This window comes from Natrinema gelatinilyticum (assembly GCF_024266705.1).
Taxonomy (GTDB): domain Archaea; phylum Halobacteriota; class Halobacteria; order Halobacteriales; family Natrialbaceae; genus Natrinema; species Natrinema gelatinilyticum.
Window position 1 is genome coordinate 1,799,562 of record NZ_CP100756.1, and the last position, 24,764, is coordinate 1,824,325.

General features: G+C 60.4%; 25 protein-coding genes, 1 tRNA gene and 2 pseudogenes. 12 read left to right on the forward strand and 16 right to left on the reverse strand.

Annotated features, from left to right (window positions below; translation table 11 throughout):
- The first annotated feature begins 144 nt into the window (after window positions 1-144).
- Window positions 145-1,461, forward strand: coding sequence for an RNA-guided endonuclease InsQ/TnpB family protein (locus NJU76_RS08820; protein ID WP_254532382.1), 1,317 nt, complete (start codon window positions 145-147; stop codon window positions 1,459-1,461).
- Between the two features lie 314 nt (window positions 1,462-1,775).
- Here NJU76_RS08820 and NJU76_RS08825 read toward each other — a convergent pair.
- Window positions 1,776-2,610, reverse strand: a pseudogene (locus NJU76_RS08825) (IS5 family transposase).
- 853 nt (window positions 2,611-3,463) lie between these two features.
- On the opposite strand from NJU76_RS08825, the gene NJU76_RS08830 reads away from it, so the two are divergent.
- The gene (locus NJU76_RS08830; protein ID WP_254532384.1) at window positions 3,464-3,859 is read left to right on the forward strand and encodes a DUF1801 domain-containing protein; all 396 of its coding nucleotides are present in this window, start codon (window positions 3,464-3,466) and stop codon (window positions 3,857-3,859) included.
- Window positions 3,860-4,235: 376 nt separating this feature from the next.
- Complete coding sequence (locus NJU76_RS08835) at window positions 4,236-4,397, forward strand: hypothetical protein (RefSeq protein WP_254532385.1); 162 nt, start codon at window positions 4,236-4,238, stop codon at window positions 4,395-4,397.
- A gap of 883 nt (window positions 4,398-5,280) precedes the next feature.
- On the opposite strand, the gene NJU76_RS08840 is transcribed toward NJU76_RS08835, so the two are convergent.
- Complete coding sequence (locus tag NJU76_RS08840) at window positions 5,281-5,799, reverse strand: FxLYD domain-containing protein (RefSeq protein ID WP_254532386.1); 519 nt, start codon at window positions 5,797-5,799, stop codon at window positions 5,281-5,283.
- 409 nt (window positions 5,800-6,208) lie between these two features.
- Here NJU76_RS08840 and NJU76_RS08845 point away from each other — a divergent pair, with 409 nt between their 5' ends.
- Window positions 6,209-7,117, forward strand: coding sequence for a mechanosensitive ion channel family protein (locus tag NJU76_RS08845; RefSeq protein ID WP_254532387.1), 909 nt, complete (start codon window positions 6,209-6,211; stop codon window positions 7,115-7,117).
- Window positions 7,118-7,307: 190 nt separating this feature from the next.
- On the opposite strand, the gene NJU76_RS08850 is transcribed toward NJU76_RS08845, so the two are convergent.
- Together NJU76_RS08850 and NJU76_RS08855 are read right to left on the reverse strand one after the other, a co-directional pair.
- Window positions 7,308-7,910, reverse strand: a complete 603-nt coding sequence (locus tag NJU76_RS08850) for a hypothetical protein (protein ID WP_254532388.1) — start codon at window positions 7,908-7,910, stop codon at window positions 7,308-7,310.
- Between the two features lie 328 nt (window positions 7,911-8,238).
- A tRNA-Pro gene (locus tag NJU76_RS08855) sits at window positions 8,239-8,311 on the reverse strand.
- Between the two features lie 159 nt (window positions 8,312-8,470).
- Between NJU76_RS08855 and NJU76_RS08860 the strand changes: the two genes are divergently transcribed.
- Window positions 8,471-8,725 (forward strand): pro-sigmaK processing inhibitor BofA family protein, encoded by a 255-nt coding sequence (locus NJU76_RS08860; protein WP_254532389.1) that lies wholly within the window; start codon window positions 8,471-8,473, stop codon window positions 8,723-8,725.
- 190 nt (window positions 8,726-8,915) lie between these two features.
- Here NJU76_RS08860 and NJU76_RS08865 read toward each other — a convergent pair whose 3' ends face one another.
- A complete protein-coding gene (locus tag NJU76_RS08865; protein ID WP_254532390.1) occupies window positions 8,916-10,982 on the reverse strand; it encodes a DEAD/DEAH box helicase in 2,067 nt (688 codons plus the stop codon).
- A 376-nt stretch (window positions 10,983-11,358) separates the two neighbouring features.
- Here NJU76_RS08865 and NJU76_RS08870 point away from each other — a divergent pair, with 376 nt between their 5' ends.
- The 6 genes and pseudogenes from NJU76_RS08870 to NJU76_RS08895 all read left to right on the forward strand — a co-directional run bounded on the left by NJU76_RS08870 (window position 11,359) and on the right by NJU76_RS08895 (window position 15,756).
- Entirely contained in the window at window positions 11,359-12,501 is a 1,143-nt protein-coding gene (locus NJU76_RS08870) for an ABC transporter substrate-binding protein (RefSeq protein WP_254532391.1), read from the forward strand.
- 2 nt (window positions 12,502-12,503) lie between these two features.
- Window positions 12,504-13,424 carry an NAD(P)/FAD-dependent oxidoreductase gene (locus NJU76_RS08875; protein WP_254532392.1) on the forward strand — a complete coding sequence of 307 codons (921 nt, stop codon included), beginning with the start codon at window positions 12,504-12,506 and terminating at the stop codon, window positions 13,422-13,424.
- A 201-nt stretch (window positions 13,425-13,625) separates the two neighbouring features.
- Window positions 13,626-13,838: pseudogene (locus NJU76_RS08880) on the forward strand (ABC transporter substrate-binding protein); the annotation flags it as partial.
- Between the two features lie 39 nt (window positions 13,839-13,877).
- The gene (locus NJU76_RS08885) at window positions 13,878-14,807 is read left to right on the forward strand and encodes a DUF7551 domain-containing protein (protein ID WP_254532394.1); all 930 of its coding nucleotides are present in this window, start codon (window positions 13,878-13,880) and stop codon (window positions 14,805-14,807) included.
- Window positions 14,804-15,616: a DUF7260 family protein gene (locus NJU76_RS08890; protein WP_254532395.1), complete on the forward strand. Its 813-nt coding sequence runs from the start codon at window positions 14,804-14,806 to the stop codon at window positions 15,614-15,616. The genes NJU76_RS08885 and NJU76_RS08890 overlap by 4 nt, the downstream gene beginning before the upstream one ends.
- Entirely contained in the window at window positions 15,613-15,756 is a 144-nt protein-coding gene (locus NJU76_RS08895) for a hypothetical protein (RefSeq protein WP_254532396.1), read from the forward strand. Before NJU76_RS08890 ends, NJU76_RS08895 begins: the two co-directional genes overlap by 4 nt.
- 153 nt (window positions 15,757-15,909) lie before the next feature.
- On the opposite strand, the gene NJU76_RS08900 is transcribed toward NJU76_RS08895, so the two are convergent.
- The 9 genes from NJU76_RS08900 to NJU76_RS08940 all read right to left on the reverse strand — a co-directional run bounded on the left by NJU76_RS08900 (window position 15,910) and on the right by NJU76_RS08940 (window position 21,630).
- Entirely contained in the window at window positions 15,910-16,419 is a 510-nt protein-coding gene (locus tag NJU76_RS08900) for a DUF7552 domain-containing protein (RefSeq protein ID WP_254532397.1), read from the reverse strand.
- Window positions 16,420-16,422: 3 nt separating this feature from the next.
- Complete coding sequence (locus tag NJU76_RS08905; protein ID WP_254532398.1) at window positions 16,423-17,556, reverse strand: ABC transporter substrate-binding protein; 1,134 nt, start codon at window positions 17,554-17,556, stop codon at window positions 16,423-16,425.
- A gap of 53 nt (window positions 17,557-17,609) precedes the next feature.
- Window positions 17,610-18,467: an ABC transporter ATP-binding protein gene (locus NJU76_RS08910; RefSeq protein WP_254532399.1), complete on the reverse strand. Its 858-nt coding sequence runs from the start codon at window positions 18,465-18,467 to the stop codon at window positions 17,610-17,612.
- Window positions 18,467-19,576 carry a FecCD family ABC transporter permease gene (locus NJU76_RS08915; RefSeq protein WP_254532400.1) on the reverse strand — a complete coding sequence of 370 codons (1,110 nt, stop codon included), beginning with the start codon at window positions 19,574-19,576 and terminating at the stop codon, window positions 18,467-18,469. The genes NJU76_RS08910 and NJU76_RS08915 overlap by 1 nt, the downstream gene beginning before the upstream one ends.
- 125 nt (window positions 19,577-19,701) lie before the next feature.
- Complete coding sequence (locus NJU76_RS08920) at window positions 19,702-20,067, reverse strand: cupin domain-containing protein (protein ID WP_254532401.1); 366 nt, start codon at window positions 20,065-20,067, stop codon at window positions 19,702-19,704.
- Window positions 20,068-20,114: 47 nt separating this feature from the next.
- Window positions 20,115-20,552, reverse strand: coding sequence for a hypothetical protein (locus NJU76_RS08925; protein WP_254532402.1), 438 nt, complete (start codon window positions 20,550-20,552; stop codon window positions 20,115-20,117).
- Window positions 20,504-20,977: a hypothetical protein gene (locus NJU76_RS08930; protein WP_254532403.1), complete on the reverse strand. Its 474-nt coding sequence runs from the start codon at window positions 20,975-20,977 to the stop codon at window positions 20,504-20,506. Before NJU76_RS08930 ends, NJU76_RS08925 begins: the two co-directional genes overlap by 49 nt.
- Before the next feature lie 128 nt (window positions 20,978-21,105).
- On the reverse strand, window positions 21,106-21,300 hold the full coding sequence (locus NJU76_RS08935) for a cold-shock protein (RefSeq protein WP_005554588.1): 195 nt from the start codon (window positions 21,298-21,300) through the stop codon (window positions 21,106-21,108).
- A gap of 111 nt (window positions 21,301-21,411) precedes the next feature.
- Window positions 21,412-21,630 carry a hypothetical protein gene (locus NJU76_RS08940; protein ID WP_254532404.1) on the reverse strand — a complete coding sequence of 73 codons (219 nt, stop codon included), beginning with the start codon at window positions 21,628-21,630 and terminating at the stop codon, window positions 21,412-21,414.
- Between the two features lie 204 nt (window positions 21,631-21,834).
- Here NJU76_RS08940 and NJU76_RS08945 point away from each other — a divergent pair, with 204 nt between their 5' ends.
- Window positions 21,835-22,851, forward strand: a complete 1,017-nt coding sequence (locus NJU76_RS08945) for an NADP-dependent oxidoreductase (protein ID WP_254532405.1) — start codon at window positions 21,835-21,837, stop codon at window positions 22,849-22,851.
- 44 nt (window positions 22,852-22,895) lie between these two features.
- On the opposite strand, the gene NJU76_RS08950 is transcribed toward NJU76_RS08945, so the two are convergent.
- Together NJU76_RS08950 and NJU76_RS08955 are read right to left on the reverse strand one after the other, a co-directional pair.
- Window positions 22,896-23,699, reverse strand: coding sequence for an ABC transporter permease (locus NJU76_RS08950; protein ID WP_254532407.1), 804 nt, complete (start codon window positions 23,697-23,699; stop codon window positions 22,896-22,898).
- Window positions 23,699-24,715 carry an ABC transporter ATP-binding protein gene (locus tag NJU76_RS08955; protein WP_254532408.1) on the reverse strand — a complete coding sequence of 339 codons (1,017 nt, stop codon included), beginning with the start codon at window positions 24,713-24,715 and terminating at the stop codon, window positions 23,699-23,701. Before NJU76_RS08955 ends, NJU76_RS08950 begins: the two co-directional genes overlap by 1 nt.
- Between the last annotated feature and the right edge of the window lie 49 nt (window positions 24,716-24,764).

Sequence of the window (24,764 nt, forward strand, 5' to 3'; positions counted from 1 at the left end):
AGAATACCTGCGTCTTTAGGCGCAGGATGAATCCGACACTATCCTATACTACCCACCGTTCGATGGCATGGCTGGATATTCCACGCCCTAATCTAAACATTTACAACACAACACTCCATAACCAGTTATGAAGGCGTTTCACGAATGCATATCCACCGCACTTACCGAGCGAAGATTCGTAACCACTCACAAGTGGAACGGATGTTCGACCTGCACGGATGGAGTGCATCGAAGCTGTGGAACGTTGCGAACTACCACTCTCGTCAAGTGTGGGATGATACGGGCGAGATTCCCGACGATTCGGACTTGAAAAGCGAGTTGAAAGGCCACACAACTTACAAAGGGCTTCATTCTCAGTCCAGTCAGCGCGTTCTGGAGGAACTCGCTGAAGCCTTCAATTCGTGGTACAGCAAACGCAAGAACGACTCTCGTGCGAATCCGCCCGGCTACCGCAAGAAAAACTACTACGACAACGACGGCAACCGTGTCCACGAAGAACACCCGCGCTCAACCGTAACGTGGAAGCAGAAGGGCATCCGTCACGACACCAAGCACAACCGAGTTCGACTCTCGAAAGGTGCGAATCACAAAGACCACCCGAGAGACTGGGACTACATCCTCGTTGAATACGAGACTCGTCCCGAAGTCACAGTTGAAAACCTGCAACAAGTCAGAGCCGTCTACAACAAGTCGAAGGAGCGATGGGAACTTCACCTCGTCTGCAAGCACGAAGTCGAAACACCCGCCGCTCCCGGTACCGAGACAGCAGGCGTCGATCTCGGCATCTGCAACTTTGCCGCCGTCGCGTACAGCACCGAGGATGCCGACTTGTACCCCGGTAATCGCCTCAAACAGGACGGCTACTACTTCCCGAAAGAAATCGCCACATGCGACGACTCGGGAGGTACTGAGGCCACACGATTCCACCACCAGTGGGCGGAACGCCGAACCCACTTCTTTCACAGTCTCGCGAAACACATCGTCGAACGGTGTGTCGAGAAAGAAGTCGGGCGTATCAACGTCGGGAAACTCACTGGTGTCCGAGAGGACGGGAACGGCGAGTCGAAGAACTGGGGCAAGCACGGGAACCTCGACCTGCACGGGTGGGCGTTCGACCGCTTCACCACCATCCTCACGTACAAGGCGAAATTCGAGGGGATCGAAGTCGGAGAAGTGTCTGAGCGCGACACGAGCAAGACGTGTTGCGTCTGCGGTAGAGAGGACGACGACCAGCGTGTTGAGCGTGGTCTCTATGTCTGCGAAGCGTGTGATGCGGCGTTCAACGCTGACGTGAATGGGGCGGAGAACATCCGTCTCGATCTGAATCAAAGTAACTCCGAGTCGTCGGCCAATTTGGACGAGGATAGGAGTACCGGCTGGTTGGCACAGCCCGGAGTCTACCTTCATGACTTGTCCCACGGATTCTCACCGAGGGAACAAGTGGTGGACTGCAAACCCTAATATCCCACCGCTCGGGATTCCTCCGGCTTAAGCCGGAGGAGGATGTCAATTTGGATGCCTATAGAATTGGGAATTAGGCTTATCCGCAGTCGATTACCAGACGCAGACACGGTGAATGCTTGCTGCCCAGAATGTGACAGTGGACTCGGGGAACTGATCGAGAAATATACTGTAGAAGGGGCTGCGAAAGCGGACTTCCAATGTAGACGTTGCGAACACGAATGGTCGATTTCGTTGTGATCGGTAGCCGGAATCCCCTTTTTTTGTTTTACTGTTTTGAGCGGCTCTATTGAATCCGCAGAGGGCGACGGGATTCATTGTTTGACGGCTTGTTCGACGTTATAGACTGCGGCTACGAGAGTGATTTCACGGAACTGGCGATACCATGCACGCGCTCGGACGGCGGAGCCGTACGAGCGCTTGATCACCGAGTTCACGGTTTCACAGATTGAGCGCTGGTTGTAGAGTTCATCCTCTATCCGCGCATTGTGCGCGTGATCGTAGGGTGCGGGTGCGAAGACGCGATGTTTGATCAGTGGTCTTACTTCTTCAGCACGAAGCTCTTCGCGGAAGCTCATGTCGTCGTAGCCTTTGTCAGCGGCGAGGCTGAGCAGGTCGCCGGCGTTGCGCCGGGCGACCTGCGGCCCGATGTTGGTTCCGTTAGGCCACTTCGTGCTGCAGTGAACGTCGATAACCGCGCCCTGCGCGGTATCGACGAGAAACGTCGCTTGTATCGTCCGTACGTCTCGGTCACACCGTGAGATAGTGGGTTGATGCCTGTCGACGGTCGAAGTACGTGGCATCAATGGCGGCGTGACCAGACTGCTTGAGCAGCTCCGACAAAAGTCGGAGCAGCTCTCGCCAAATCTGCATCGGCGCTCGGTCAAACGACTTGCAGAGCGCGGATGGGCCGGGGAACTCGCCGCGCTCGAGATTGAGCGCGGCTCGTACCCGCTCCATCTCTTCGGCCCAATCGAGGACTTCTTCAAGCGTTGCTTCCATGTGAAGCCGAAGAAAATGCAGGACAGCGTGCTTCCAGCCGGCAACTCCGTTGCCGGCAGGATGGCTGATCTGCATCAGCGCTGCATCAGTAAGTTTTCGTGCGATCGACACAGCCTGTTTAACGAAGCGGAAGAGAGTCTTTTGCACAAAGCTTCCTCTTCCGCTTCAATTCAATCATTCTGACGACTTACCCTGACGCCGTCAGTGGATTCAATAGAACCGTTTTGAGCAGTAAGTGGGCCTAGATCACCCCGGTTTCTCGGAGTACTCGGAGCACGTCTATCGGACGCCAACGTGTTCGCGGTTTTTTCGGATTGCCCGGGACTGAACTGATGCTGATTCAACTGTCCTGACTCAGTATCCCCCGACGCGCAGTTTTCCTGGCGACGGAAGCCCTGACGGTCAACGAGTACGACAGCACGGCCTGAGGAAAGAACGTGAGTAGGTCGACACTCTCAAACACGTAGTGTGCCAGGAGGACGTGCGCCGTAAACGTACCGCGCTCGAGGAGAGTACGAATAGAGGATCCCTGCTACGCGAGCCATCGGAGCGCTCGCTGTAGCTACTCGAGTAAATCGCCACGATCACGAACAACTACGTACAAAGACTGGGGTCGTTCGTGATTTACTCGGCAGAACCAGTGTGTTGTGCATGACACCAGGAAAATGAGCAGCCACCAACGATTTCGTGATGTCAAGTAGCGCTGTCCGTCTCTTCAGTCGCTGGTTCGTTCTCTTGGCGTTCCTGTTGTGGTTCGAGGGGGTGGCTATCGGTTCGGATTGGTTCACGAGCGTACTGTGACCTCCTTGTGGCGCTGTTTCGACATCTCCACAGACAATTTATTGCAGTTCCCCGAGTAAGTTCAGGCGGCGTTGCTTGTGTATTTCCACGTCCTTCGGTAGCTCATCCTCGATTTTGGTCCGAACTCGAGAGTCACCGCCTGCCGTTCGAGAGTATCGGCGCCGCAAGAGATATACGCGGCTTTGTCCTCCGCTACGGCATGAAGAAGAGCGACTCGGAGAACGACGAGTCTCCCTCCACGCTCATCGACGCGAAGATCGAGGAGCTGTCCGACTGGCGGGGTGAGACGCTTTCCCGGATGCGTGCCCTCATCAAGGAGGCCGACCCTGGTGTAGTCGAGGAGTGGAAGTGGAGTGGTCCGGCATGGTCCCACGACGGATTGATCTGCACCGGCGAGACCTACAAGAACAAGGTGAAACTAACCTTCGCCAAGGGCGCTTCTCTCGAGGACCCAGCGGGCCTCTTCAACGCCAGTCTCGACGGCAACACCAGGCGCGCCATTGACATCCACGAGGGAGACGAGATCGACGAGCAGGCCTTCAAGTCCCTCATCCGCGCCGCAGTGGCCCTGAACGAGTCTGAGATCCGCGACTGACGCACCCTACACATAGCGAAATCGGCCAAACCTACTGAGCGCCTGCCAAGACGACCTTGCTACATACTGGCGGTGGGTCTGTCAGTCTGTTCCACAGTGATCATGATGCATTCACGCCGGAGGTCCATCGTGAGCTACTGGAGTTTGCTACCCACCCACCGACGCGACCGCACACTAAACCGAAGAGTGGAGCGATACACAAAACCAGCCCCCAGCGAAGACAAAGAATACGACTCCGGGTAGCGGCAATGCCGCTGCCGTGCCACTAACTGTAGCGCTGACCACTGTCACGACAAACGTAAGCACCCCGTCGACACCACCAACGAGACTAGCAGGAAGTCCGGCAGCACTCGGGTCTGTCGAGCGGAGTGCGGCGATGCCTCCTGCGATGAACCCGCCGAAAATCATGATGCCGCCACCGATTGTCGCCTTGGAGTTCGGCAGTCAGTTTACAACAGCGGCGACGGGCAAGCGAGGCGAGCGTGCCGACGAGCGCGAATCGCCATGCTATCGGAAGGGTGTGAGCGCGCAGCGGTAATGCGACCATCCGTCTCATCGAGTTGATTGGCGGACAGTACGGAGTTTCTGGAAGGTCGAACGGTGACGATTCAACGGCCAATCAAAGTGTTATAGAGATGTGAGGAGAATACCCGCGCGTTTAGGCGCGGGATGAATCCGACAACTCTGACGGAATCCACATTTCGATGACCAGTCCGATATTTCTTTCCCATACATTGAAGTGGGAAGTAATCCTATGATGGCGCAGGAATCAGGCAGGGAATAGAGTGATTCCCGCCAGTCCGACGATGGCGGCCTGGCCGCCCCAAGCAATCAGACAATAATCGGAACCAGTCGATGACCGCCCACCCCTCACAGGGGTGACGCGGAGTCGACTGCTGGAAGCACCACGGAACGTAACTCCGAGTCTGTCGAAGCCCACTCGAGCCTCGCCGGGCACAAACAACCACGAGGGTCGAACGCGGTCGAGGATAGGAGTACCGGGGGCTTGGCACTCCCAGCAGTCCCACCCGCTACAGTTCGTGACCCCCGCACGGATCTGCACCGTGTTGAGGGTCGGTGGAACTGCACACCTGAAATCTCCAACGCTCAGGATTCCTCCGCGTGAACGCGGAGGAGGATGTCAAACGCGCTGTATTCACACGGCTTCTGAAACCTATCACCGATTGAGGGTTTCAACAGGGCCACTACGAACCACCATACTGCTAAGAGCCACGAACGCACTTCTCGAGTTCGAGCGACCGACTGAACAGTAAATCAACGATCGCATGGCCGACCTCACTACCGAGGGGATCCTATTCGAGACCACCTGACCAGGGACGACACTCAAAGACCGCGTGAACTCGAGTAGGTGTCGAAATATTGTTCAAGCATCTCGACATGGAGTTCGACGAATCGTAGGCTTACAGATTGGTGACCGTCGTCTCAATCTCGTAATCGGCAACTCGAGATGGATCGTTCCCCTGAAACGTTGCGTCGAACTCCCAAACCTGATCTGCTGCAAGATTATTTGTAAAATCGATACCTTCATCGAGCTGCGTTCCATCAGAATTAAGGAAGTAGACGGAAACAGTGACAGAACCTAATTCCTCCCCCGAAATATTTTTGAGTTTTCCACGCACTCCACCACTGTAATCCTCCTCATACCACTCGTGGTTCTGGAGTTCGACGAAATCACCGCCGTTCCCACCGCTACCATTTCCGTCTCCGCTGCTGTTGCTCGAGTTCGAGTCGTCCGTGTCGCCCGACTCCGGGTCAGACGTGTTCTCGTTCGAGTCGATCGTGACGCTCGATTCCTGGTCAGACGTGTTCGAGTCCGAGTCGTCCGTGTCGTCTGGCTCCTGGTCAGACGTCTCTGTTTCGGCGCATCCTGCGACCGACACCAACGCTGCTCCACTAATCAGTATCTTCCTTCGTTTCATATTAGGTTATTGCCAAAAGCAATCAAAAGAGTGTCGATTCCATTCATACAACTGGCAGTTCACTATTGTCGTATTCAGCCGTGGTTTCACAATCCGACCTAACGATCCGTATCTCGGCACACCTGCTGGTCGCCTCTGCTATGTGGGACTGGATCGAATAACCCTGTATTGCCAATACAAACCCTGTTCGAGCGGGCAAAATCGGGCTCCTCAAGAGCGAAAGCGACAGTAGATCTCGTTCGAAATGGCCTCGTGAACATCCTCAAGCTACGGTAGTTTCTCCGTCCGTGATGGCCGTAACTTAGTGATTCAATCGAAACGTCGGTATTCAGTTCCACGCCGACACGATTCCATATGTCGTCATTGAGCAACTTATTAATACCCGACGTTCCTCTGTCGGTGTGAATTTATGATACCGCTGCAATCATGGGCCTCTCTTGATCCACAACAGTACATTCCACCACTCGTCAGTGCAGTCACGACGGTCGTGTTGTTCGTCGTCGTATTCGCGGTTCTTTACCTGTTCGGGAAATACTTTGTGACCCGAGCAGTCGAACGCGCCCTTACGCACCGTAATTTCGACGAGACGCTCGTCGGTTTGGCAGTGAGCACGACGGGCGTTACCATCGTTGTCGTGGCGGTCGCGCTGGCCGCGACGGTCGCCGGCTTTGGCATCGTCCTCTCGGCGTTCGCGACCTTCGCCGGTGCGCTCGCGCTGGCCGTCGGCTTCGCCGCTCAGGACCTCATCGCCAACTTCGTCGCCGGCGTGTTCATCATTCAGGACGAACCGTTCACGGTTGGCGACTGGATCGAGTGGAACGGCAACGAAGGTGTGGTTCGCGAGATACAGCTTCGGGTAACGAAGTTGGACACGTTCGACAATGAGCAGATCACCGTCCCGAACAGCGACCTCGCCAACGCGGCAGTGATCAACAACGTGGCGAACGACACGCGTCGAGTGTCCGTCGGCTTCGGGATTGGCTACGAGGACGACATCGAACGGGCACGGGACGCCATCATCGATGAAGGATCGCGTATCGACGGGGTCCTCGGCGAACCCGCACCGACAGCTCCTGTTACATCGCTTGGTGACTCGGCGGTCGTCCTCGACGGTCGGCTCTGGATCGAGCCGAACGAGAGCAGCTACGGCGCGATCCGTGCCGAGTTCGTCGAGGCGGTCAAGGAACGCTTCGACGCCGAGGGAATCGACATGCCATATCCCAACACCGAACTGTCTGGCGGCGTCAAAGTCGCGAACATCGGAGGCGACGAAGGAGTCACGAAAATCGGAGGCAGCGAAGGAGCCACCGGCGACTGAACGCGAGTGTCTCGGTTGATGTCTGCCCGGATGACATCCCTCTCATCCGGCCCTTTCGAACAGGAAGTATGTTCAGTCCTGTGATACTGCTATATTGATATTCTGTCGTTCGATAGTGATAGAAAGGCCGTTGGTGAACGAATTCAGGTGAGTGATGAATTCAGTCATCCCGTTTGCCTTGACTGAGACATCATACTCTCTCTCTCTCATCTGCGAAGACACCTCGATAAGCCACGACCTCGTTTGATGGTATAGTGAGGACATCGTAGACGGCACCGCTATCTGAGTGATCGCTGACCGTCACTCGAACGTCGACATCCTCGTCACGTTGATTTGAGATGATGATATCGGCTGACGGTCTGTGACTCTTCTGGAAGAGAAACTTATCCGAATCAATTGTAAACACAAATTCGTCATTCGATGACCTGCTCGGACGTAGCGTTCGTTCTATCGACTTTTCATCAGCCGACACTGAGACAGTGTACGGTTCTAATTCACTTGTGTACGACCCACTTCTTGGAAACAGATCGCTAACCAGCATTTTGTCTCCCGGTTCCGCGATGACCTTCTCTTCAACTGTCGTCCTCTCAGCATCAGTAACTGACACCTCTATACCTACTGATTTGTTCAGTTCATTTTGAATCGAAACAACGTACAGGCTCTTTATTTCCTCGAACTGCGTACGGTCTGCCTCGCTTGGGGGGTTCTGACCTGATTGAATAGTCCCGAGACATCCGGCAGCTATACCAGTTACAACCAAGCTAGTACACGAGAGAAATTCACGTCGTCTCATACAGTGAGATAGCATCTGTTCACATTCACCTAATTCATACTAAAAATTTGAAATGTATATAATCATCTATATATGGACAGACAATCAGAATAATACTGGGCGGCGGTGCAGAATGGATCTTATCGGGTACTGTTGGGACCAGCGACATCGTTTCCTATCACTCTCTCGTGAAGACTTCTGCACTACTACCCTCCGAGAATGAAACACCCGCAGAACTCACGGACCGGGGCTCGAGTTCGACGGTACGGCTCACCGCGACCATCTCTCCTCAATGCGAGAGATGGCCGTCGCTGGTTTATATTCGACTTATTTTTGCCTTATAAGAGGATGGGATCGCCCGGATTTGAACCGGGGTCACGGGCACCCAAGGCCCGAAGTATACCAAGCTAACCCACGATCCCGTACACCCGCTTCTGCCCCGACGCCATAAAGCATTTCGTTATCCCTGCGATCCATCCCCCCCTCGCGAGTCGCAATTCTCGAGTGGGCGACATGAACCACTGGCCGACGGTCGGCGGGCCAGCAGAACGGTTTTGACCCATGCCGTGATAGCGCACGATATGACTGGTCTCGAGGTTCTGCTTCTGGTCCTCGTCCTCGTCGTCGTATTGGGCGCGGCACAGATCGTGCAGACGGTCAGGCCCTTCCTGATAAACGCGGTGGTGGGACTCGTGGTGTTGTACGTCGCACAGGTCGTCTTCGGCGTCGTGGTGGCGGTGTCCCCGATCGTGATCGCCATCGTCGCGATCGGCGGCATTCCGGGGTCACTGCTCGTCATTCTGCTGTCGCTGTTCGAAGTCGCGTTCGTCCTGTAACGCGGACGTTCGCGCGACGGACCCTGGAGCGACGTTACGTGCCGAGAATCTGGGCAACTTCTTCGTGGCACGTCGGAAGTGTGCGTACGCGTCGACGCTTGAGGGTTCTGGCCGCCGATACATCGATATAGCGCTTGTACTATCTCTATGATCGCTTAGCGGCAGTTACCATTGTAGGTTTTCTGAAGAATTACAACTCTTCGTCTCGGAGTTCGAGGTCTGCGACGAGCTCGTAGGGGTGGGCGTCCTTCCGGATGCCGTCGACGAGGGCGAACGCTTCGCCGGGTGCGAGGAAGTGTTCGGTGACGACCCGGCCGAGCGGCGTCGGTTCGAAGCCGTCGATGAAGTCGTACTGGAGTAGTTTTCCGATGGCGTGCTTGGTGGGGACGTCGCCGAGCATTCGATCGTTGAGCGCCTTTGCGGCTTTCCCACCGACCGTGATGTTCGCCAGCGTCTCCTCGACGGCCGCAGACTCGTCGTAGTGGGTCATCACCGACTCCATCTCACCTTTGAGCAACGTGAACGCGACTTCGTCCTCCGTCATATCCATCGAATTGTGATACGCACAGTCTGGTTCGACGAGAACGTATACCGTCCCATTGTCGTGGTAGTCCGGCCGACCCGCTCGGCCCAGCATCTGGTGGAATTCCTGGACCGAGAGCCACTCGATACCCATCGCCAGCGAGTCGAAGATGACCTGCGAGGCGGGAAAGTCGACACCTGCGGCCAGCGCAGCAGTCGTGACGACCGCCGATAGTTCCTGCTCGCCGAACTTGCGCTCGACTTCCTTCCGGCGCTTGTAGTCTAAGCCAGCGTGGTACGGCGCGGCGGAATAGTCGAGTTTCCGGCTGATCTCGTGGCACCGCCGCCGCGAGTTGGTAAAGATAATCGTCTGCCCGCGATACCCCTTCGAGGATTCGGTGTCGAACTCGCGTTTGACGAGTTTGTTCTCGACCCGGACTTTTTCCTGGCCGTCCGCGAAGGTGACGTGGCGTTCGATCGGAACCGGTCGTTCCTCAAACTCGATGAGTGTCGACTCGAGCGCCTCGGCGAGCTGTTCGGGGTTGCCGACGGTCGCCGAGAGGTAGACCCACTGGGCACCCTGATATTCGTCCTGTCGCGCCGCCCGCTGCTCGCACGTGTGCTTGAGCCGCGAAATGAGTCCGTCCAGCCGATGGCCGCGCTCGTCTTCTTTGAGCGTGTGAACCTCGTCGATGACGACGGTGCCGATATCGCCCATGTCCTTGCCCGTCCGTAGTGCGTGATCGATTCCCTCGTAGGTACCGACGATCACGTCGGCGTTCGGGTCGAACCGATTTCCATTGTCGGCGATGCGGCTCGCGCCGACGCGGATGGAGACGTCGACGAGGTGGCCGTATTCGTCCGTGAAATCTTCGTACTTCTGGTTCGCGAGCGCGACCAGTGGAACGAGAAAGAGCATCGTCCCTTTGCCGTTTAGTACTCGGTTGATGCCGGCCATCTCGCCGACCAGGGTCTTTCCGGTTGCCGTCGCCGAGACGACCAGCTGGTCCTCACCGTCGAACAACCCGTTTTCGACCGAGAGGCTCTGGACCGGGAGTAACGTATCGAACCGATCCTCGAGGAGATTCTGAAGTCCGGGATGGAGGGAAAGCGAATCGGTCCTGACGGGGTCGACCTCGTCGACGGTCGCCGAGATGGTATCGAACTTCGTCAGGTCGGGATCGAGGTGGCCTTTCAACAGGTTGACGATGCGCTCTAAGTCCTGTACTTTGAGCATGAGGTCCTCGAGACGGTCTTTCGCCGCGCCGGTCACCTCGCCGCCGCCGGTAAAGGAGAGCTGTCGTTCGAGTTCCTGTCGGGCACAGTCCCTGCAGATCCAGTCGGTGTCGTCTTTGACGGCCGTTTCGGTGGTTATCGGCGAGTAGCGACCCGCCGAGGCGCAGTATCGGCACGTCCGGACGGCTTTCGCCTTGTCCTCGAGCTGGTAGCCCGCGAGCATTTCCGTGAGTTCTCGTCGTGCGGCCGCCGAGGTTTGTTCGGAGATGCGGATCCGCTCGGCTCGGCGGGCGAGTTCGACGAACTCGTCGGGCTGGCGTGGCTCCTCGCTCGAGCCCTCTTTGATTCGGAACTTCGCGGGGCGGGGTCCGGCCGAGGTTTCCGATAGTCCGAGCTTGGCACGGAAGAGACGCTGTCCGTCGCGTTCGACGACGACGAGGTAGTCATCGCCAGTCTCGTGACAGAAGATCGTTTCGACCTGCGGGACCTGCTTCGACACGCGCAAGTGTATGAGGGGACGGTATTTCAGCGGTTCGGACTGGGTCGGCTGGCAGCCAAACACCCACACCGACCGCGGAGCGCGTTCCGGCCGAGGGACGGTCGTCCGTGAGCGCTCGCTACTACTGGTGCAGCGACTGGTTCGGAACGGGCAACTGAGAATTTCGACGGAATCGTCGACGCGATTCGCGGGACTATGGGTGACGTCCTCGAGGACATCACGTCACTTGACGGGACGTGTGCGCAGTGCTGACTCGTGCTCCCCGAGCGCGGCCCGCCGATGTGTCCGCAGTGCGGGGGCCGTACTGATCGCGCCATGGTTTTAGGCCACCCAAAAAATCGAAATGCCTATTACTATTTAGGCTAGCCTAAATTCTATGCAATTCGATCCTGTGAACGCCCAGAGGACCACGCGTCGGGCGTACGTGAAGTACGGCGGGGCAGCAGTAGTGGGCTCAGTACTCGCGGGCTGTACGGGTAACGGAAATTCTGAACGATCGCCGACCGACGGTGGGTCAGGAGGGGATTCTTCGTACACGGTGACGATGGAACCGGTCGGAACCGTGGAGCTCGACAGCGTCCCGGAGACGTGGTTTCCCTACACCGGTGACTACGCCGATATGGGCGTCGCACTCGGCAAGGCTGATGGGCTCTCGGCCATCGGCGTCCGCGCTCGCTTCGGCTCGCACCTCTACGAGGATCTCCCTGGCGTCTCCGTCGATACGAGCGAACTCACGGAACTCTGGCAGGACGGAACGGGCCAGGAGGTCTTCTACGAACTGGACGCTGACGTCCACATCATCGACCCGAACTTCATGGTAAACCGCCTCCAGTGGAGTCGGGACGAGGTCGACGACATTCGGGACCAGGTCGCGCCGTTCGTCGGAAACACGATCTTTTCGCGCGTCTACGACTGGCACGAGTACGCCGAGTACACGATGTACGACGCCTTCGAGAAGATCGCGCAGGTCTTCCAGGAGAAGGCTCGATACGAGGCGTTCAAACGGTATCACGACGAGGTGCTCGCGGACGTTCGTGATCGTCTCCCCGACGACCGGCCCGATATTGCGGTCCTGTATCCCGCGGGAGTGCCACCGGAATCGTTTTACCCATATCTCGTCGGAACCGGAACCCAGTCCAAGCATTGGAACGATCTGAACGTCGGGGACGCACTGGAACGGAACGGCGTCACAGACGCGCAAGCAGGTGGCGGGACCGTAGATTACGAAACGCTGCTCGAGATCGACCCCGACGCGATCGCCATCCGGTTGCAGGGCGAGATCACACAGGAGTACTTCCAGGACGAGATCGTTGCCCCCCTGGAGGATCACGACGCCGCGAGCGAGCTCACGGCCGTTCAAAACGGCCGCGTCATCTACGGCGGGTTGACTTACCAGGGACCGATTATCCATCTCTTTCAGCTCGAGCGGGCGGCCCAGGGGCTGTATCCGGACGAATTCGGAGGCGAACGGTTGTTCGACCGCCAGCGCGTCGGGGACATCGCCAACGGTGAGGTCTGAAAATGGGCGGTCCCGCCGCTCCGCGGGAGAACGCGGAGTTCGATCGCGACGTCGTCATCGTCGGCGGCGGTCCAACGGGAAGCACTGCGGGCGTTTTCACCGCCCGATACGGGCTGGACACGGTGATCTTCGACCGCGGACGCTCCTCGATCCAACGGTGTGCGTACCTTGAGAATTTTCCGGGCTTCCCCGCCGGAATCGACATCGAGACGCTGTACGAATTGCTCCACGACCACGCCGCGGAGGCGGGCTGTGCGGTCGTGTCCGATCTCGTCGAATCGGTTGAGCGCGAGGACGGCGGGTTCGCCGTCGAGACGCAGGACGGGCGCCGCGTCACCGCTCGACGGGTCGTCGCGGCTACCAGGTACGGCGGCGAGTACTTGCGCGGGTTCGGCGACGAGGCGATGTTCGAGACGTACGAGTACGACGGCGAGGAACGGCACCGCTTCGATCGCAGCTACCCCGAACACGACGGAACGACGCCGATCGAGGGGCTGTACGTCGCCTCTCCCTCCCGCGCGGCCGACCGCCAGGCGATCATCGCCGCCGGCCGTGGCGCGCGGGTCGCGATTACGCTCGTGGAGGAGGCTCGAGGGGATCGAGGCTACCCGGAACCGCTTACGGATCGCTACGACTGGGTCCGCCGGGAGTCGGCACTCGACGACGAGTGGAGCGACCGCGACCGCTGGCGGGAGCACTTTCGCGATCGGCTGCCCGACGGGCACGGCCGTTCGGAGGAGCGACTCGCCGAACTGTGCGAACACGAGATCGATCGCCGGCTCGCGACGTACATTCCCGCCGACGAGAGAGAGCGCAGGGCCGAACGCGGCCAGCGGCGGCTCGTAGCGCACATCGACGACGACATCGTTCTCGAGGCGGCGCAGGAACTCGAGGCCGATCGGCGGTCTTCCGGGGGTGACTGATCGGCTATGGCCGGAAACGCACGGACGAGCCTGGCGCCGGATACCCGTCGGAGGCGGTGGTTGGGCTGGTTCGATGGGGCGCTGCTGGCGCTCTGTGTCGGAAGCATCCTTGTCGTGATCGCCGGCGGGCTCGTTCAGGTGAGCTTCGGTTCGTACTCAATGACTCTCCTACAGGCGTGGCGAGCGGTGTTCGATCCCCAGGCGATTTTAAACGGTCGCGTGTACGCCCAGGGGGGCCGCTATCAGGGTCCAATCCTGAACCTCTTCCAGCTCGAGATGACGGCGAAACAGCTCTATCCCGAGCAATTCGGGGCGTGGCCGTCCTACGCCGACGGACCGTATCCCGAGATTCCAAAAGACGAACAGCTGTTCGATCGCGATCGCGTCACGAACGCCATCAACGGGGCCATCTGACGCTCCAGAAGCGATCCAATCACCATCAGACAGAGAATCATGATCGGGTCTACACTCGCCGACATCCGAGACCGTATCGAGGCGATCGCGAGCGAGGACGGCGACTATTACCTCGTTTGTGGTCGCCACGGGGACCGACCAGTGCCGGCCGCCTCCCTCCGTTTCGAGAGTCGTCTGCTCGCGCGGGCGGCCGCGAGAGCGACCGAACAGTACCGGACGGCGCTCCGCCGATACGACCCACAGCTCCCGTCCTACGACGTGATCGTGTGTCAGGTCCCACCCATCACCGAACCGACTGAACGGGACGACGGCCAGTCCGAGGAGCGTCGTGACGAACTGCACTCGACGGTCGACACGGGCGGGTCACCGGACGGGCGGCAGTCGCTCATCGAGTATTGTCACACCGTCGCAGGAGCGATTTTCGAGACGGTCGCGGAATCACCCCACGACGATGTGGAGGGCGCGATCATGGATACGTACCTCGACCGAGCCGAGACCATCGACTGCCCGGACGAACTCTGTCTCCGTCTCCTCGAGAGTATGGCGACGGAACTCGACCAGCGATTGTCTCCCGAGGAACAGGCTCGCGTTCTCGTCGCGGCGGCGTCCCGACTGTCGCCGCCACAGGCGGCCGAGAATCCGCTCGATGCGACGTTGGCGCACCTGTGTTCAGTCGCCATCACGAGTGACTACACGCTCGCTCCGCGTTCGACCGCCCTCGAGCCGGGCACGCGGTTGTGGGACCTGACCCTTTCGGGGTACGCCGTGACCCGGTCCGGCGACCGATTGGCGACGCTGCCACTCGTGCTCGAACTGCTGCGCCGGCACCCGGACCCCGCCCTGACGATTTCGCGGGCAACGCGACTCGACACGGGGGCCGCGACGTCGACGTGGCGGTTCAGGCTCACGACGGCCTCGGATTCCGCTCCGACGGGGCTTGTCAGCGTCCCGGAGGTGTCCACGTCGTGAGCGTTCGAACGCCGATCCACCACGCACGCGACCGCGTGAACGAAGAACGAAACCACGTGAGGGAGAAACGGACCTCGTTCGAGACGTTCGCGCGTCTGGTTCGACGGATCACCGCTCGCTCGGTCCGCCACCCACCGGACGCGCCCGCTGTGACGGACGAGGACACGTTCGCGGCGCCGACGATTTCGTGTGCGCCTCGAGTCGATTCGTCGGAGGACGGCTGCAAGCAGGTTCGAGAGGCGTTCGCCGAGACGGTTCGACCGCATAGCGTCCGGGATCTCGAGGAGCCCGAACCGCTCGCGGCGACGATCGAGGAGGAATTCGGTCCGGACTGCGCGCTCGCGCTCGCGTCGAAGACCCCAACCCGGTTCACTGCGAGCACGAAACGAGCGGTGCTCGCCGCCGTCGCGGAACGCACGACCGAACTGGCGGCGATGGGGAACGCGCTCGAGAGCGAGGCCGAATCACTCGACGTAGCGGCCGACGTCGTCGAGGACTGCACCTCGTGGCTCGTCGAGGCCAACGAGACGCCGCTTCCCGACCTGGGCTTCGACGAACTCCGAACGCGCCACGAAACTCTTTCGAGGTACCGAACTCGATGCGACGATCTCGCTCGAGACCGGCAGTCGTTCTTGTCCGGGACGACGAACCCCGGCCCCGGGGTCGGGATGACTCACCAGGAACTCGCCGCGTATCTGTACGCTGCCTTTCCCGTCGACTACCCCGTGTTGGCGACGTGTGTGCGGCTGGAACGCATCTGTCGGAACTGTCAGCGAGCGGTTCGCGACCACCTCGTGAGGCGCGCATGAAACACGACGGCCACCGAAGAAAGCGAGCGCGGCTGTGGGCGGCGCTCTACGTTCGCTTGTTCGGAGCAGGTGATTCCACCGACGCTGCGATGGACGAGGAGGAGCGAAACGACGCAGATACCGGACGCGGGGACGAGTGATACCGGCGGGGCGAACGGTCCCACCCGTCGCGAACTCGCGAGACGGTCGAATCGCGTCTCCCGTCGGGATTCGGTGTGTTTCTCAGGTCAGTCGGTTCCGTTGACGATGTTCGTGACGCGACCTCGAATTCGAACAGTCGTTGTCTGCCTCCGTCACTCCTGGAGGGTATCTCGAGGGCGGACGTTCGACCGCAGTTGGCGCGAGACGAACTCGTCGTCGAGCAGCGATTCCGGCCCCGTTAGATGAACGACCGGACAGTTCTCGATTCGAATCCATTCGTCGCTTCTGCCGCTCGCCACCGTCACGGTCTGGCGGGTTTGCGGAAGGCCGTTCGCCCGGCGTCGATCGGTCAGTTCGCGCAGGGTCGAACTCTCGAGCGAGTCCGTGAACCGCTCGGACGCGACGAGGTCGTATCGTGTGAGCGACCGGTCGAGTTCCCTGAGCGTCTCCCGGTATCGACGCGCGGCCTCGCACGCACGATCTGCTGCTTCGTACGATCCGAAGGTCGCGTCCGTGACCGGTTCCGGAACGACGCCGGTGTCCTTGCAGGCGACTTCGAAGTCGCCGTCCGGAACCGAGAGTTCCTCGATCACTCGGCGCGCCCGCCGAAGCGTCTCACTGACGCCGCTTTCGTCGCCGGCCTCCGTTTCGGTCTTCTCCATCGCTTAGAGGTTGCCATTGACGATGTCGCCGACCTGCTGTCGGTCGTAGAGATCCGTCTCGACGCCGTAGACCTGTTTGGCCGCCCGTTCGGTGACGACGAGGTTCGTGATCGGTCCCTGGTAGAGCGGACCGCCGCGGTAGACGTCGCCGTTCTCGACCGCGGTCAACTTGCTGGCGACGCTGTCGGATTCCATCTGCGAGACGATCGCGTCCTGGAACTCCGAAGCGGTCTTCGCTTCCTGCCCGCGGACCAGGATGATATCCGGGTCGATCTCGAGCAGCGTCTCGTAGCCGACCGAACCGCGGGTGCTATGAAAGTCGCGTACGGCCGTTTCGGCGAACGCGTCGACGACCTCGAGGTCGCGCCACTGTTTGAAACTCGTCCCGTCGCCGATCAGGTACGGGGAGAACGATCCCATGTCGTCCGCGGTCGCCCACATGATGGCGACGCTCGGGCGCTCTTCCTCCGGTGGCACGATTTCCTTGACGTTCGACTGGAAGTCCTCGTGGACCTTCTCGAAGGCCGCATACCGTTCCTCCTCTTTGAATACCTGCGACAGCTTCTCGAACGCCTCCAGCAACGTCAGATACTCGTAATCGTGCCAGTCGTAGCCGGTCGAAAAGATGCTGTTGCCGAAGAACGGCGTCCCCGTCGACTCGATTCGATCGACGTCTTCCCGTTTCCAGTCGTCGGTCCGTCCGATGATGAAGTTCGGGTCGTTGACGAACACGTCCACGTCCTCGCTCAGCGTCAGGAACTCCTCCGAGGTCAGTTCGTCTCCCCACAGCGACTTCATATCGGTCTTGTCGACGCTCACGTCCGGGATTTCGTCGTAGTACTGTGTGTGATAGCGGTCGGTGAGATAGACGGCCGCCGGCGGCTCCTGCCCCAGTGCGATCCCCATGTCAGCCCAGCTGCCGTTGTTGGCGGCCCACGTTTCCGGGACGTCGTCGAATTCGACCTCGCCGACCGGCGGCATCGATACCGTATACGGTCCGCTGCTCGAGGAGTCGTCGCCGTTTCCGCCGTTTCCGCTGTCTCCGTTGCCGGTGCAACCGGCCACGGCACTCATGCCGGCGATCGCTCCGCTCGTCCGAAGTACGGTTCGTCTCGTCCACGTACGTTCACTACTCATGTGTTTTAGGCTGACCTAAAAGTATTAAGGTCTTCCGAAACTGACCGAATTCTTCATCGATCCGGCAGCGCTCGCTTCGGAAGAACCTGCAGTTCCGGGTCATATTCGACCGCCGCCTCGACGCCGAAGACGTCGGCGAGCAGCTGTTCGGTCACGACCTCCTCAGGCGGCCCCCAATCGTACAGTTCGCCGTCGCACATCGCGACCAGGTAATCCGCGAAGCGGGCCGCCTGGGAAATATCGTGGAGGATGACCGCCACGGTAACGCCTTTCTGTACGTTGAGTTGACGGATCGTCTCGAGGACGCGGAACTGGTGATGGATGTCGAGAAACGTCGTCGGCTCGTCGAGCAGGAGGACGTCCGTATCCTGTGCGAGCACCATGGCGATCCAGGCCAGTTGTTTCTGCCCGCCGCTCAGCTGTCCGAGTTCGGCGGTCCGAAGGTGTTCGATTCCAGCCAGCTCGAGCGCTCGCTCGACCGCTTCGCGATCACCCTCGTCCACGCTGTCGAAGAACCCTCGGTGAGGGTACCGACCGTGGTAGACAAGGTCCTCGACGGTGATCGAACCGAGCGAGTCGTTCTCCTGGGAGAGGATTCCCAGTTTGCGCGCCAGTTCCTTTCGACTGAACGAGTCGAGGTCCTCGCCGTGGATGCGGACCGACCCGGCATCGGGCTCGAGGTGGTTCGACAGCGACTTCAGCAGCGTACTCTTGCCGCAGCCGTTCGGACCGACGAGGGCGGTCACCGCTGCCTCGGGAATATCGATGCGTGCGCACTCGACGATCGGTTCCTCGCTCGTCGGGTACTTCAACTCGAGGTCGTCGCCGACGAGCGCACTCTCGACTGCGACGCCGTCCTCGTCGGTTATGCGATCCGGTTCTCCGTTCGCGTCGTGCTGTGTGCGTGCCATTAGAGTTCACCCATCGTTTGCTGCCTGCGCATCAGGTAGAGAAAGTACGGGCCGCCGACCAGTCCGGTGACGACACCGACCGGCAACTGAATGCTGGGCAACGCGAGGCGCGCGCCGACGTCCGCCACGACCATCAACGCGGGACCCGCGAAGAGACAGCCGACCATCAGCCGTCGGTAGTCGCCGCCGACGGTGTTCCGGACGATATGCGGGACGACGAGGCCGAAGAAGCTGACGATGCCGGCGACGGCGATCGCGACGCTCGCCGCCAGGATAGCGACGACCGAGAGGAGAAAGCGGGTTCGCTCGACGCGCATTCCGAGCGATCGGGCGGTCTGCTCGCCGAGCATCAGGACGTTCAGCTGTCGTGCGCCGCCGATTGCGATCACGATCGAGAGCAGCGCTGGCAGAATCGCGATCCGAACCTGGTCCCAGCGGGTCCCCGTGAGCGATCCCGTAAGCCAGGCGATCGCAGTCTGGACGACGCCGATGTCGTCGGCGAAGAAGAACAGCCCCTGTTGCAGGGATTGAAAGACCATGTTGACGATGACGCCGGCGAGGACGAGGCGGACGGGGCTCGTCCCGCCCTTCCAGGCGATCGTGTAGACGATGAGAAATGCCGCCGCGCCACCCACTGTCGCTATCAGGGGCAGCAACTGTGAGAGGCCGCTGAAGACGATCAGCGTCGCCAGGACGGCGAATCCCGCGCCGGAGCTAACGCCCAGCACGAACGGACTCGCCAACTCGTTGCGCGTTACGGCCTGGAAGATCGCACCGGAGATCGAAAGCGTGGCGCCGGCGATGATTCCGACCAGCACCCGCGGCAGTCGGAGCTCCCAGACGACGATGCTCGCGACGCTCATCTCCGGCGTTTCCGTTCCCAACAGGAACGCTGACCACACGTCGAGGTTGAACACGACTGTGGGGTTGAAGACCGCGTGCCAGGTTTCGACGACCGTCATCGAGTACTCGCCGAAACTCATCTGTACGACTCCGGCGACGACGGTAACGATTGCACTCGCCAGGCAAAAGAGGACGAGGGTCCCCGTAACCCATCCATCCCGCTCTCGAGCGGCGGAGTGCCCCCCGACCGACTTCACGTCTTCCATCGGTTTTAGGAGGGCCTAAAAGACGTTTAGTAGTTGCGATTTAGGAAGCCCTAAAGGATACGTGAGAGTCCCCGGTCAGCGGTGCCGGCCTCGTCCGATCCCGATCGGACGGCCGCTCGCGGCGTTCACTCGAGCAACCGGATCTCGTCGTCGCCGTTCGGGACGGCACAGATGAACGCGCCCCGTTCGTCGCCTTCGTTACGGTACCAGTGGACCGTACCGGCCGGAATAAAAAGCGAGTCACCCGCCTCGACGTCGTGTTCCTCGTCACCGATTCCGACGGTGTACTCGCCCTCGAGGACGTACTGCTCGTGTTCGACGTCGTTGGTATGTCTCGGTACCTCACCGCCTGCTTCGAGGACGAACCGCCGAATCGCGAAATTCGGTGCACCGTGGTCGTCGGCGATCAGGACGCCTTTCTCGAGGCCATCGGCGGCCTCGACCGGGTCGTATTCTATCTCGTCGCCGTGTCGGACCAGTGGCTGTGTCATGGTCTCGAGTCGGTGGCGGATCCATAAAACGGTCCGGGTCGACGGCGTCACAGTTCTCGAGCGGCCAGGGCGAGGAACCCGACCCCGAAGCAGCCGGCCACGAGGGCAACGTACGAGAGGATTACGCGCGCGTCGCCCCCGCGCTCGAGTCCGAGGAACGCAGCGCCGACCGCCCCGACGAGCGCACCGACGCCGAAGACGACGAGGACGACGCGTTCGGTCCGGCTCTGTCGGGTCGTTCGCCCGGTCTCGCTCGCGGCGGCCTCGAGCAGCGGTCGGGCCTCCTCGTAGACGTCTCGGGGCATCGAGACGTACCCCGGGGCCGTCACCCCTCGCGTCTTGGTCGCGTACGACGGACGGAGAACGACGGTCCCCGTCCCGGGCACGCGGCGGACGCCCACGGCCGCGAGCTCCTCGAGATCGAACGACTGGCCGTTCACGCGAACCGTTCCCGCCTCGGGATCGATCTCGCCGCGAGAGTCCACCAGTTGCGTGCCGACCGACGTCCCGAACGAAACAAAGCAAGCAGGGCCAACGGGGACACCGCGACGGAGCCGACGATCGTAATCGCACCCGCAAGGACGCTCACCGCCGCGGGGAGCGGGCGGAGCCGATCGTACCTGGTGCGATCCGCCCAGGCCCGTATCGAGGACCGAGCCGTGTCGTCGTCGATTAGCGGGAGCACATAGAGTAGTGAAAATGGCCCGCCGATCAGCAAGAGCAAGACGAGCAGTGCGAGTTGTCCGTACGCACCGTCTACGGCGGAGAGAACGAGCGCCGCGACTCCGAGTACGATCACGAGTAGTATCATCCCGCCGAAAAAGCCGACCTGCAGGTACTGACAGAGGCGACCGAGTGACGATGCCGACGCGTGTCGTCTCCACGTGATCGCGTCGGATCGACCCGTCATTACATTCGCTACGTATCACTCAAATATAAATGTGTTCGGACGAGGAACGTCAACCCGCGACCGGTGGAGCCACCGCTCAGGGGTGGTAAAATACTGCAGTCAAGTGCCGATACCGTACCGAATTCGCCTTACAGGCGCTCGACGTTCGTCGCGCGCGGGCCCTTGGGGGCCTGCTCGATGTCGAACTCGAGTTCCTGTCCTTCTTCCAGGTCCGGGCCGCCGATGTCTTCCATGTGGAAGAACACGTCGTCGTCCGCGTCCTCAGTCTCGATGAATCCGTAGCCGCCAGTGTCGTTGAAGAAATCAACGGTTCCTTTCGCCATTGCTTCTAAAGAGAACGTCCCCTCACGCATAAACCCTCCGACTCGGTACATCCGCCGAATTGGGACGGATATGAGCCCCACGGTCCGATTTTCACGTTCTTGTCTAATACCTTAGGTACTATCGCCGTCCTCGAGGCGCTGGACGGAAATCGAGATAAAGTACACCAGCATGAACACCAGAAATCCACCCGAGAGACCGACGAGTTCTATCGTTCCAACGCCCTCGGGGTTGATCACGGCGATCGCCACCATGCCGAGGACGAAAACCGCGATCATGAACCCTCCGACTGCGTAGTAGAACCCGATATCGGACTCGAGGTACTCGCGCATCGCTGTCTGATGCCTTTCGATCCGAACTGCAAAACGCTATCGACACCGGTCGGTGTGGCGCTGGAGCGGGACTCATACTCCCCCGACGCGCCGTCTCACCTGTCGTTAACGATTGCGAATATCGTTTCCACAGGCCCTCTTTTCCCGCATTTCGAGAGGTTCCGCGAGCCCAACATTGATTTACGGATAGGAATATAGAAACGTATGGCAGAAACGAGGCAGTGGCAACTCGCTAGCCGTCCTGTCGGTGAACCGACCATGGAGAACTTCGAACTCGTCACCGTCGACCGGCCCGAACCCGGCCACGACGAGGTTCTCGTCAAAACACTGTATCAGTCGGTGGATCCCTACATGCGCGGACGAATGCGCGATGCCGAATCCTACGCCGAGCCGTGGGACGTCGGCGAACCGATGAAAGCTGGCGTCGTCGGCGAAGTCCTCGAGTCGAACGCCGACGAGTTCGAGGCGGGCGACGTCGTGACCGGCGACCTCTTCTGGGCGGAACACGCGGTCGCCGACGCGGACGAACTCCAGGAAGTGAATCCGGACCTCGGGCCGATTTCGACGGCCCTTGGCGTTCTCGGTATGCCCGGCGTGACCGCCTACTGGGGCCTGCTGGACGTCGGCGATCCCAACCCTGGCGACACCGTCGTCGTCTCGGCGGCCGCGGGCGCTGTCGGTTCCATCGTCGGCCAGCTCGCCCGAATCAACGGCACGCGCGTGGTCGGTACCGCCGGCAGCGAGGAGAAGGTCGACTGGCTCACCGACGAACTGGGTTTTGACGCGGCGATCAATTACAAGGAAACGGACGATCTCTCGACCGCGATGGCTGAGGCTTGCCCCGACGGCGTCGACGTCTACTTCGACAACGTCGGCGGTCCCATCACCGATGCCGTCTGGCCCCTGTTGAACGACTTCGCGCGGGTCGCAGTCTGTGGCCAGATCGCGCTGTACAACGCGACCGAGGTGCCGACCGGCCCCCGAAAGCTCACTCAGCTTATCCAGACGCGAGCGAAAGTCGAGGGACTGCTCGTGAGCGATTATCAGGACCGCTGGGGTGAGGCGCTCCAGCGACTCTCCCGGTTCGTTCGCGAAGACGAAATCCGCTATCGCGAGAACGTGGTCGACGGCTTCGAGAATGCACCGGATGCGTTCCTCGGTCTGTTCGACGGAGAGAATATCGGGAAGCAACTGGTCACGGTCTCCGAGCGAGAGGCGTAACCAGCACGACGCGTTCGACGTGTTGTCGGTCTCGAGACGAGCCGTCAGTCCGTCAGTCCGTACCCGGTTTTGAACAGGTAGACGTCGACCGCCAGAACGAGTGCACACCCCAGCGCGAGCACACCGAGCGAAACGACCGGTGCGAAACGAGTGTACGGGGCCGGCAAGATGCCGACCGCGATCAGATCGGAGTGGCCGAGCAGTCCGTACCGGACGCTGTCGACCATGTAGACCATCGGGTTCACCAGTGAGAGGCTCACCTGCCACGCCTGGTCGAAGGTCTCGAGTGAGTAGAAGACGGCGCCGAAAAACACCAGCGGCCGGAGGATGAACTGGTTCATTACCGTCAAGTCGTCGAAATCTCGAGCGACGAGGCCGCCGATGATGCCGAGACCGGCGAACAGGGCCGTGACGACGATCATCGTAGCGACGAGGTACAGCCCGTGTTCCATACTGATCGGAACGAACAGCCGCCCGATGACTGCGATGATGACGCCGACGACCAGTCCCCGCACTGCACTGGCACTGACGTACGCGACGACCATCTCGAGGTACGAGAGCGGTGAAGTGAGGGTCTCGTGGATGTACTCGTTCCATCTGCCATGGAAAATCGAGAACGAGGCGTTCTCGAAGGCGTTCGAAATCGCTCCCAGCACGATGAGCCCAGGCACGATAAAGAGGATATAGTCGTACCCCGCGATCTGATCGATCCGGTTGCCGAGGATGACCCCGAAGACGGCGAAATAGAGGACGTTCGTGATCGCCGGCGGCATAAACGTATTCTTGGGCCGGCGGACGAACCGCAATATCTCGCGTCGGAAGAGTGCGCGGAAGCCAACTGAGAGCATCAGGCTACCCCCTCCTGTTTTCGCTTTCGCTTCCGTTCACGGTCCGCTGGCGGTTCGTCGCCGTCGCTCCTGGTCTCCGCTTCGGATCGAGTGACGGTCCGATCGTCACGCTCGGTCAGGTCGACGAAGATTTCCTCGAGGGACGTCCGAGCGATCTCGAGGTCGACGATCTCGTAGCCCATCGCCTCGAGATCGTTGAGCAGTCGCGGTGCGGTCGAACCGCCGTCGTCGACGCGAACCTCGAGGCGGTCACCGGCGACCGTCGTTTCGTGGGCGTAGCCCCCGAGATCGGGTGCGTCGGCGGGAGCCGAATCGAGCGCGACGGCGATGGTGTCGGTACCGCGCCCTTTCAGTTCGTCCGGAGTCGCGACGGTCACCTTCCGGCCCTCGTTCATGATCGCCACTCGGTCGCAGAGGCGTTCGGCCTCCTCGATGTAGTGAGTCGTCAGCAGGATCGTCGTCCCCTCGTCGTTAAGTTCGGTGACGAGCTCCCAGAGGTCGTGTCGCAGTTGGACGTCGACGCCCGCCGTCGGCTCGTCGAGGATCAGCAGATCCGGGTCCGTTACCAGCGCTCGAGCGAGTAGTAGCCGCCGTTTCATGCCACCGGAGAGCCAGTCGAAGCGCTCGTCGCGCTTGTCGTAGATGCCGACGCGCTCGAGAGCCTCGTCGGCTCGCTCGGCGGCCTCGTCCTCGGGGACTCCGTGGTAGCCGGCTTTGTGCATCAGGACCTCCCGGATGGGGAAGAACCGGTCGACGTTGAATTCCTGCGGGGCGAGACCGATCGAATCGCGGGCCTGCTGGTAGTCGGTCTCCACGTCGTGGCCGAAGACTCGCGCCTCGCCGCCGGTTTTGCGGACCAGTCCGACCAGCGTGTTGATGAACGTCGTCTTGCCCGCCCCGTTGGGCCCGAGTAGGCCGAAAAATTCGCCCTGATCGACGGTCAACGACAGTCCCTGCAGAGCGCGCAGATCGCCGTACTCCTTTACGAGGTCGACGGTCTCGATGGCCGATTGCATCGGCCCAGCCTCGGCCCTGGTCGCGGTTAAGAATATTGGTATCGGAGGG

Bases quoted from the DNA above. Each gene is read 5' to 3' on its own strand.
- NJU76_RS08820 (WP_254532382.1), top strand. From the start codon at position 145: ATGCATATCCACCGCACTTACCGAGCGAAGATTCGTAACCACTCACAA.
- NJU76_RS08830 (WP_254532384.1), top strand. From the start codon at position 3,464: ATGAAGAAGAGCGACTCGGAGAACGACGAGTCTCCCTCCACGCTCATC.
- NJU76_RS08835 (WP_254532385.1), top strand. From the start codon at position 4,236: ATGCCTCCTGCGATGAACCCGCCGAAAATCATGATGCCGCCACCGATT.
- NJU76_RS08840 (WP_254532386.1), bottom strand. From the start codon at position 5,799: ATGAAACGAAGGAAGATACTGATTAGTGGAGCAGCGTTGGTGTCGGTC.
- NJU76_RS08845 (WP_254532387.1), top strand. From the start codon at position 6,209: ATGATACCGCTGCAATCATGGGCCTCTCTTGATCCACAACAGTACATT.
- NJU76_RS08850 (WP_254532388.1), bottom strand. From the start codon at position 7,910: ATGAGACGACGTGAATTTCTCTCGTGTACTAGCTTGGTTGTAACTGGT.
- NJU76_RS08860 (WP_254532389.1), top strand. From the start codon at position 8,471: ATGACTGGTCTCGAGGTTCTGCTTCTGGTCCTCGTCCTCGTCGTCGTA.
- NJU76_RS08870 (WP_254532391.1), top strand. From the start codon at position 11,359: ATGCAATTCGATCCTGTGAACGCCCAGAGGACCACGCGTCGGGCGTAC.
- NJU76_RS08875 (WP_254532392.1), top strand. From the start codon at position 12,504: ATGGGCGGTCCCGCCGCTCCGCGGGAGAACGCGGAGTTCGATCGCGAC.
- NJU76_RS08885 (WP_254532394.1), top strand. From the start codon at position 13,878: ATGATCGGGTCTACACTCGCCGACATCCGAGACCGTATCGAGGCGATC.
- NJU76_RS08895 (WP_254532396.1), top strand. From the start codon at position 15,613: ATGAAACACGACGGCCACCGAAGAAAGCGAGCGCGGCTGTGGGCGGCG.
- NJU76_RS08900 (WP_254532397.1), bottom strand. From the start codon at position 16,419: ATGGAGAAGACCGAAACGGAGGCCGGCGACGAAAGCGGCGTCAGTGAG.
- NJU76_RS08905 (WP_254532398.1), bottom strand. From the start codon at position 17,556: ATGAGTAGTGAACGTACGTGGACGAGACGAACCGTACTTCGGACGAGC.
- NJU76_RS08910 (WP_254532399.1), bottom strand. From the start codon at position 18,467: ATGGCACGCACACAGCACGACGCGAACGGAGAACCGGATCGCATAACC.
- NJU76_RS08915 (WP_254532400.1), bottom strand. From the start codon at position 19,576: ATGGAAGACGTGAAGTCGGTCGGGGGGCACTCCGCCGCTCGAGAGCGG.
- NJU76_RS08920 (WP_254532401.1), bottom strand. From the start codon at position 20,067: ATGACACAGCCACTGGTCCGACACGGCGACGAGATAGAATACGACCCG.
- NJU76_RS08930 (WP_254532403.1), bottom strand. From the start codon at position 20,977: ATGACGGGTCGATCCGACGCGATCACGTGGAGACGACACGCGTCGGCA.
- NJU76_RS08935 (WP_005554588.1), bottom strand. From the start codon at position 21,300: ATGGCGAAAGGAACCGTTGATTTCTTCAACGACACTGGCGGCTACGGA.
- NJU76_RS08940 (WP_254532404.1), bottom strand. From the start codon at position 21,630: ATGCGCGAGTACCTCGAGTCCGATATCGGGTTCTACTACGCAGTCGGA.
- NJU76_RS08945 (WP_254532405.1), top strand. From the start codon at position 21,835: ATGGCAGAAACGAGGCAGTGGCAACTCGCTAGCCGTCCTGTCGGTGAA.
- NJU76_RS08950 (WP_254532407.1), bottom strand. From the start codon at position 23,699: ATGCTCTCAGTTGGCTTCCGCGCACTCTTCCGACGCGAGATATTGCGG.
- NJU76_RS08955 (WP_254532408.1), bottom strand. From the start codon at position 24,715: ATGCAATCGGCCATCGAGACCGTCGACCTCGTAAAGGAGTACGGCGAT.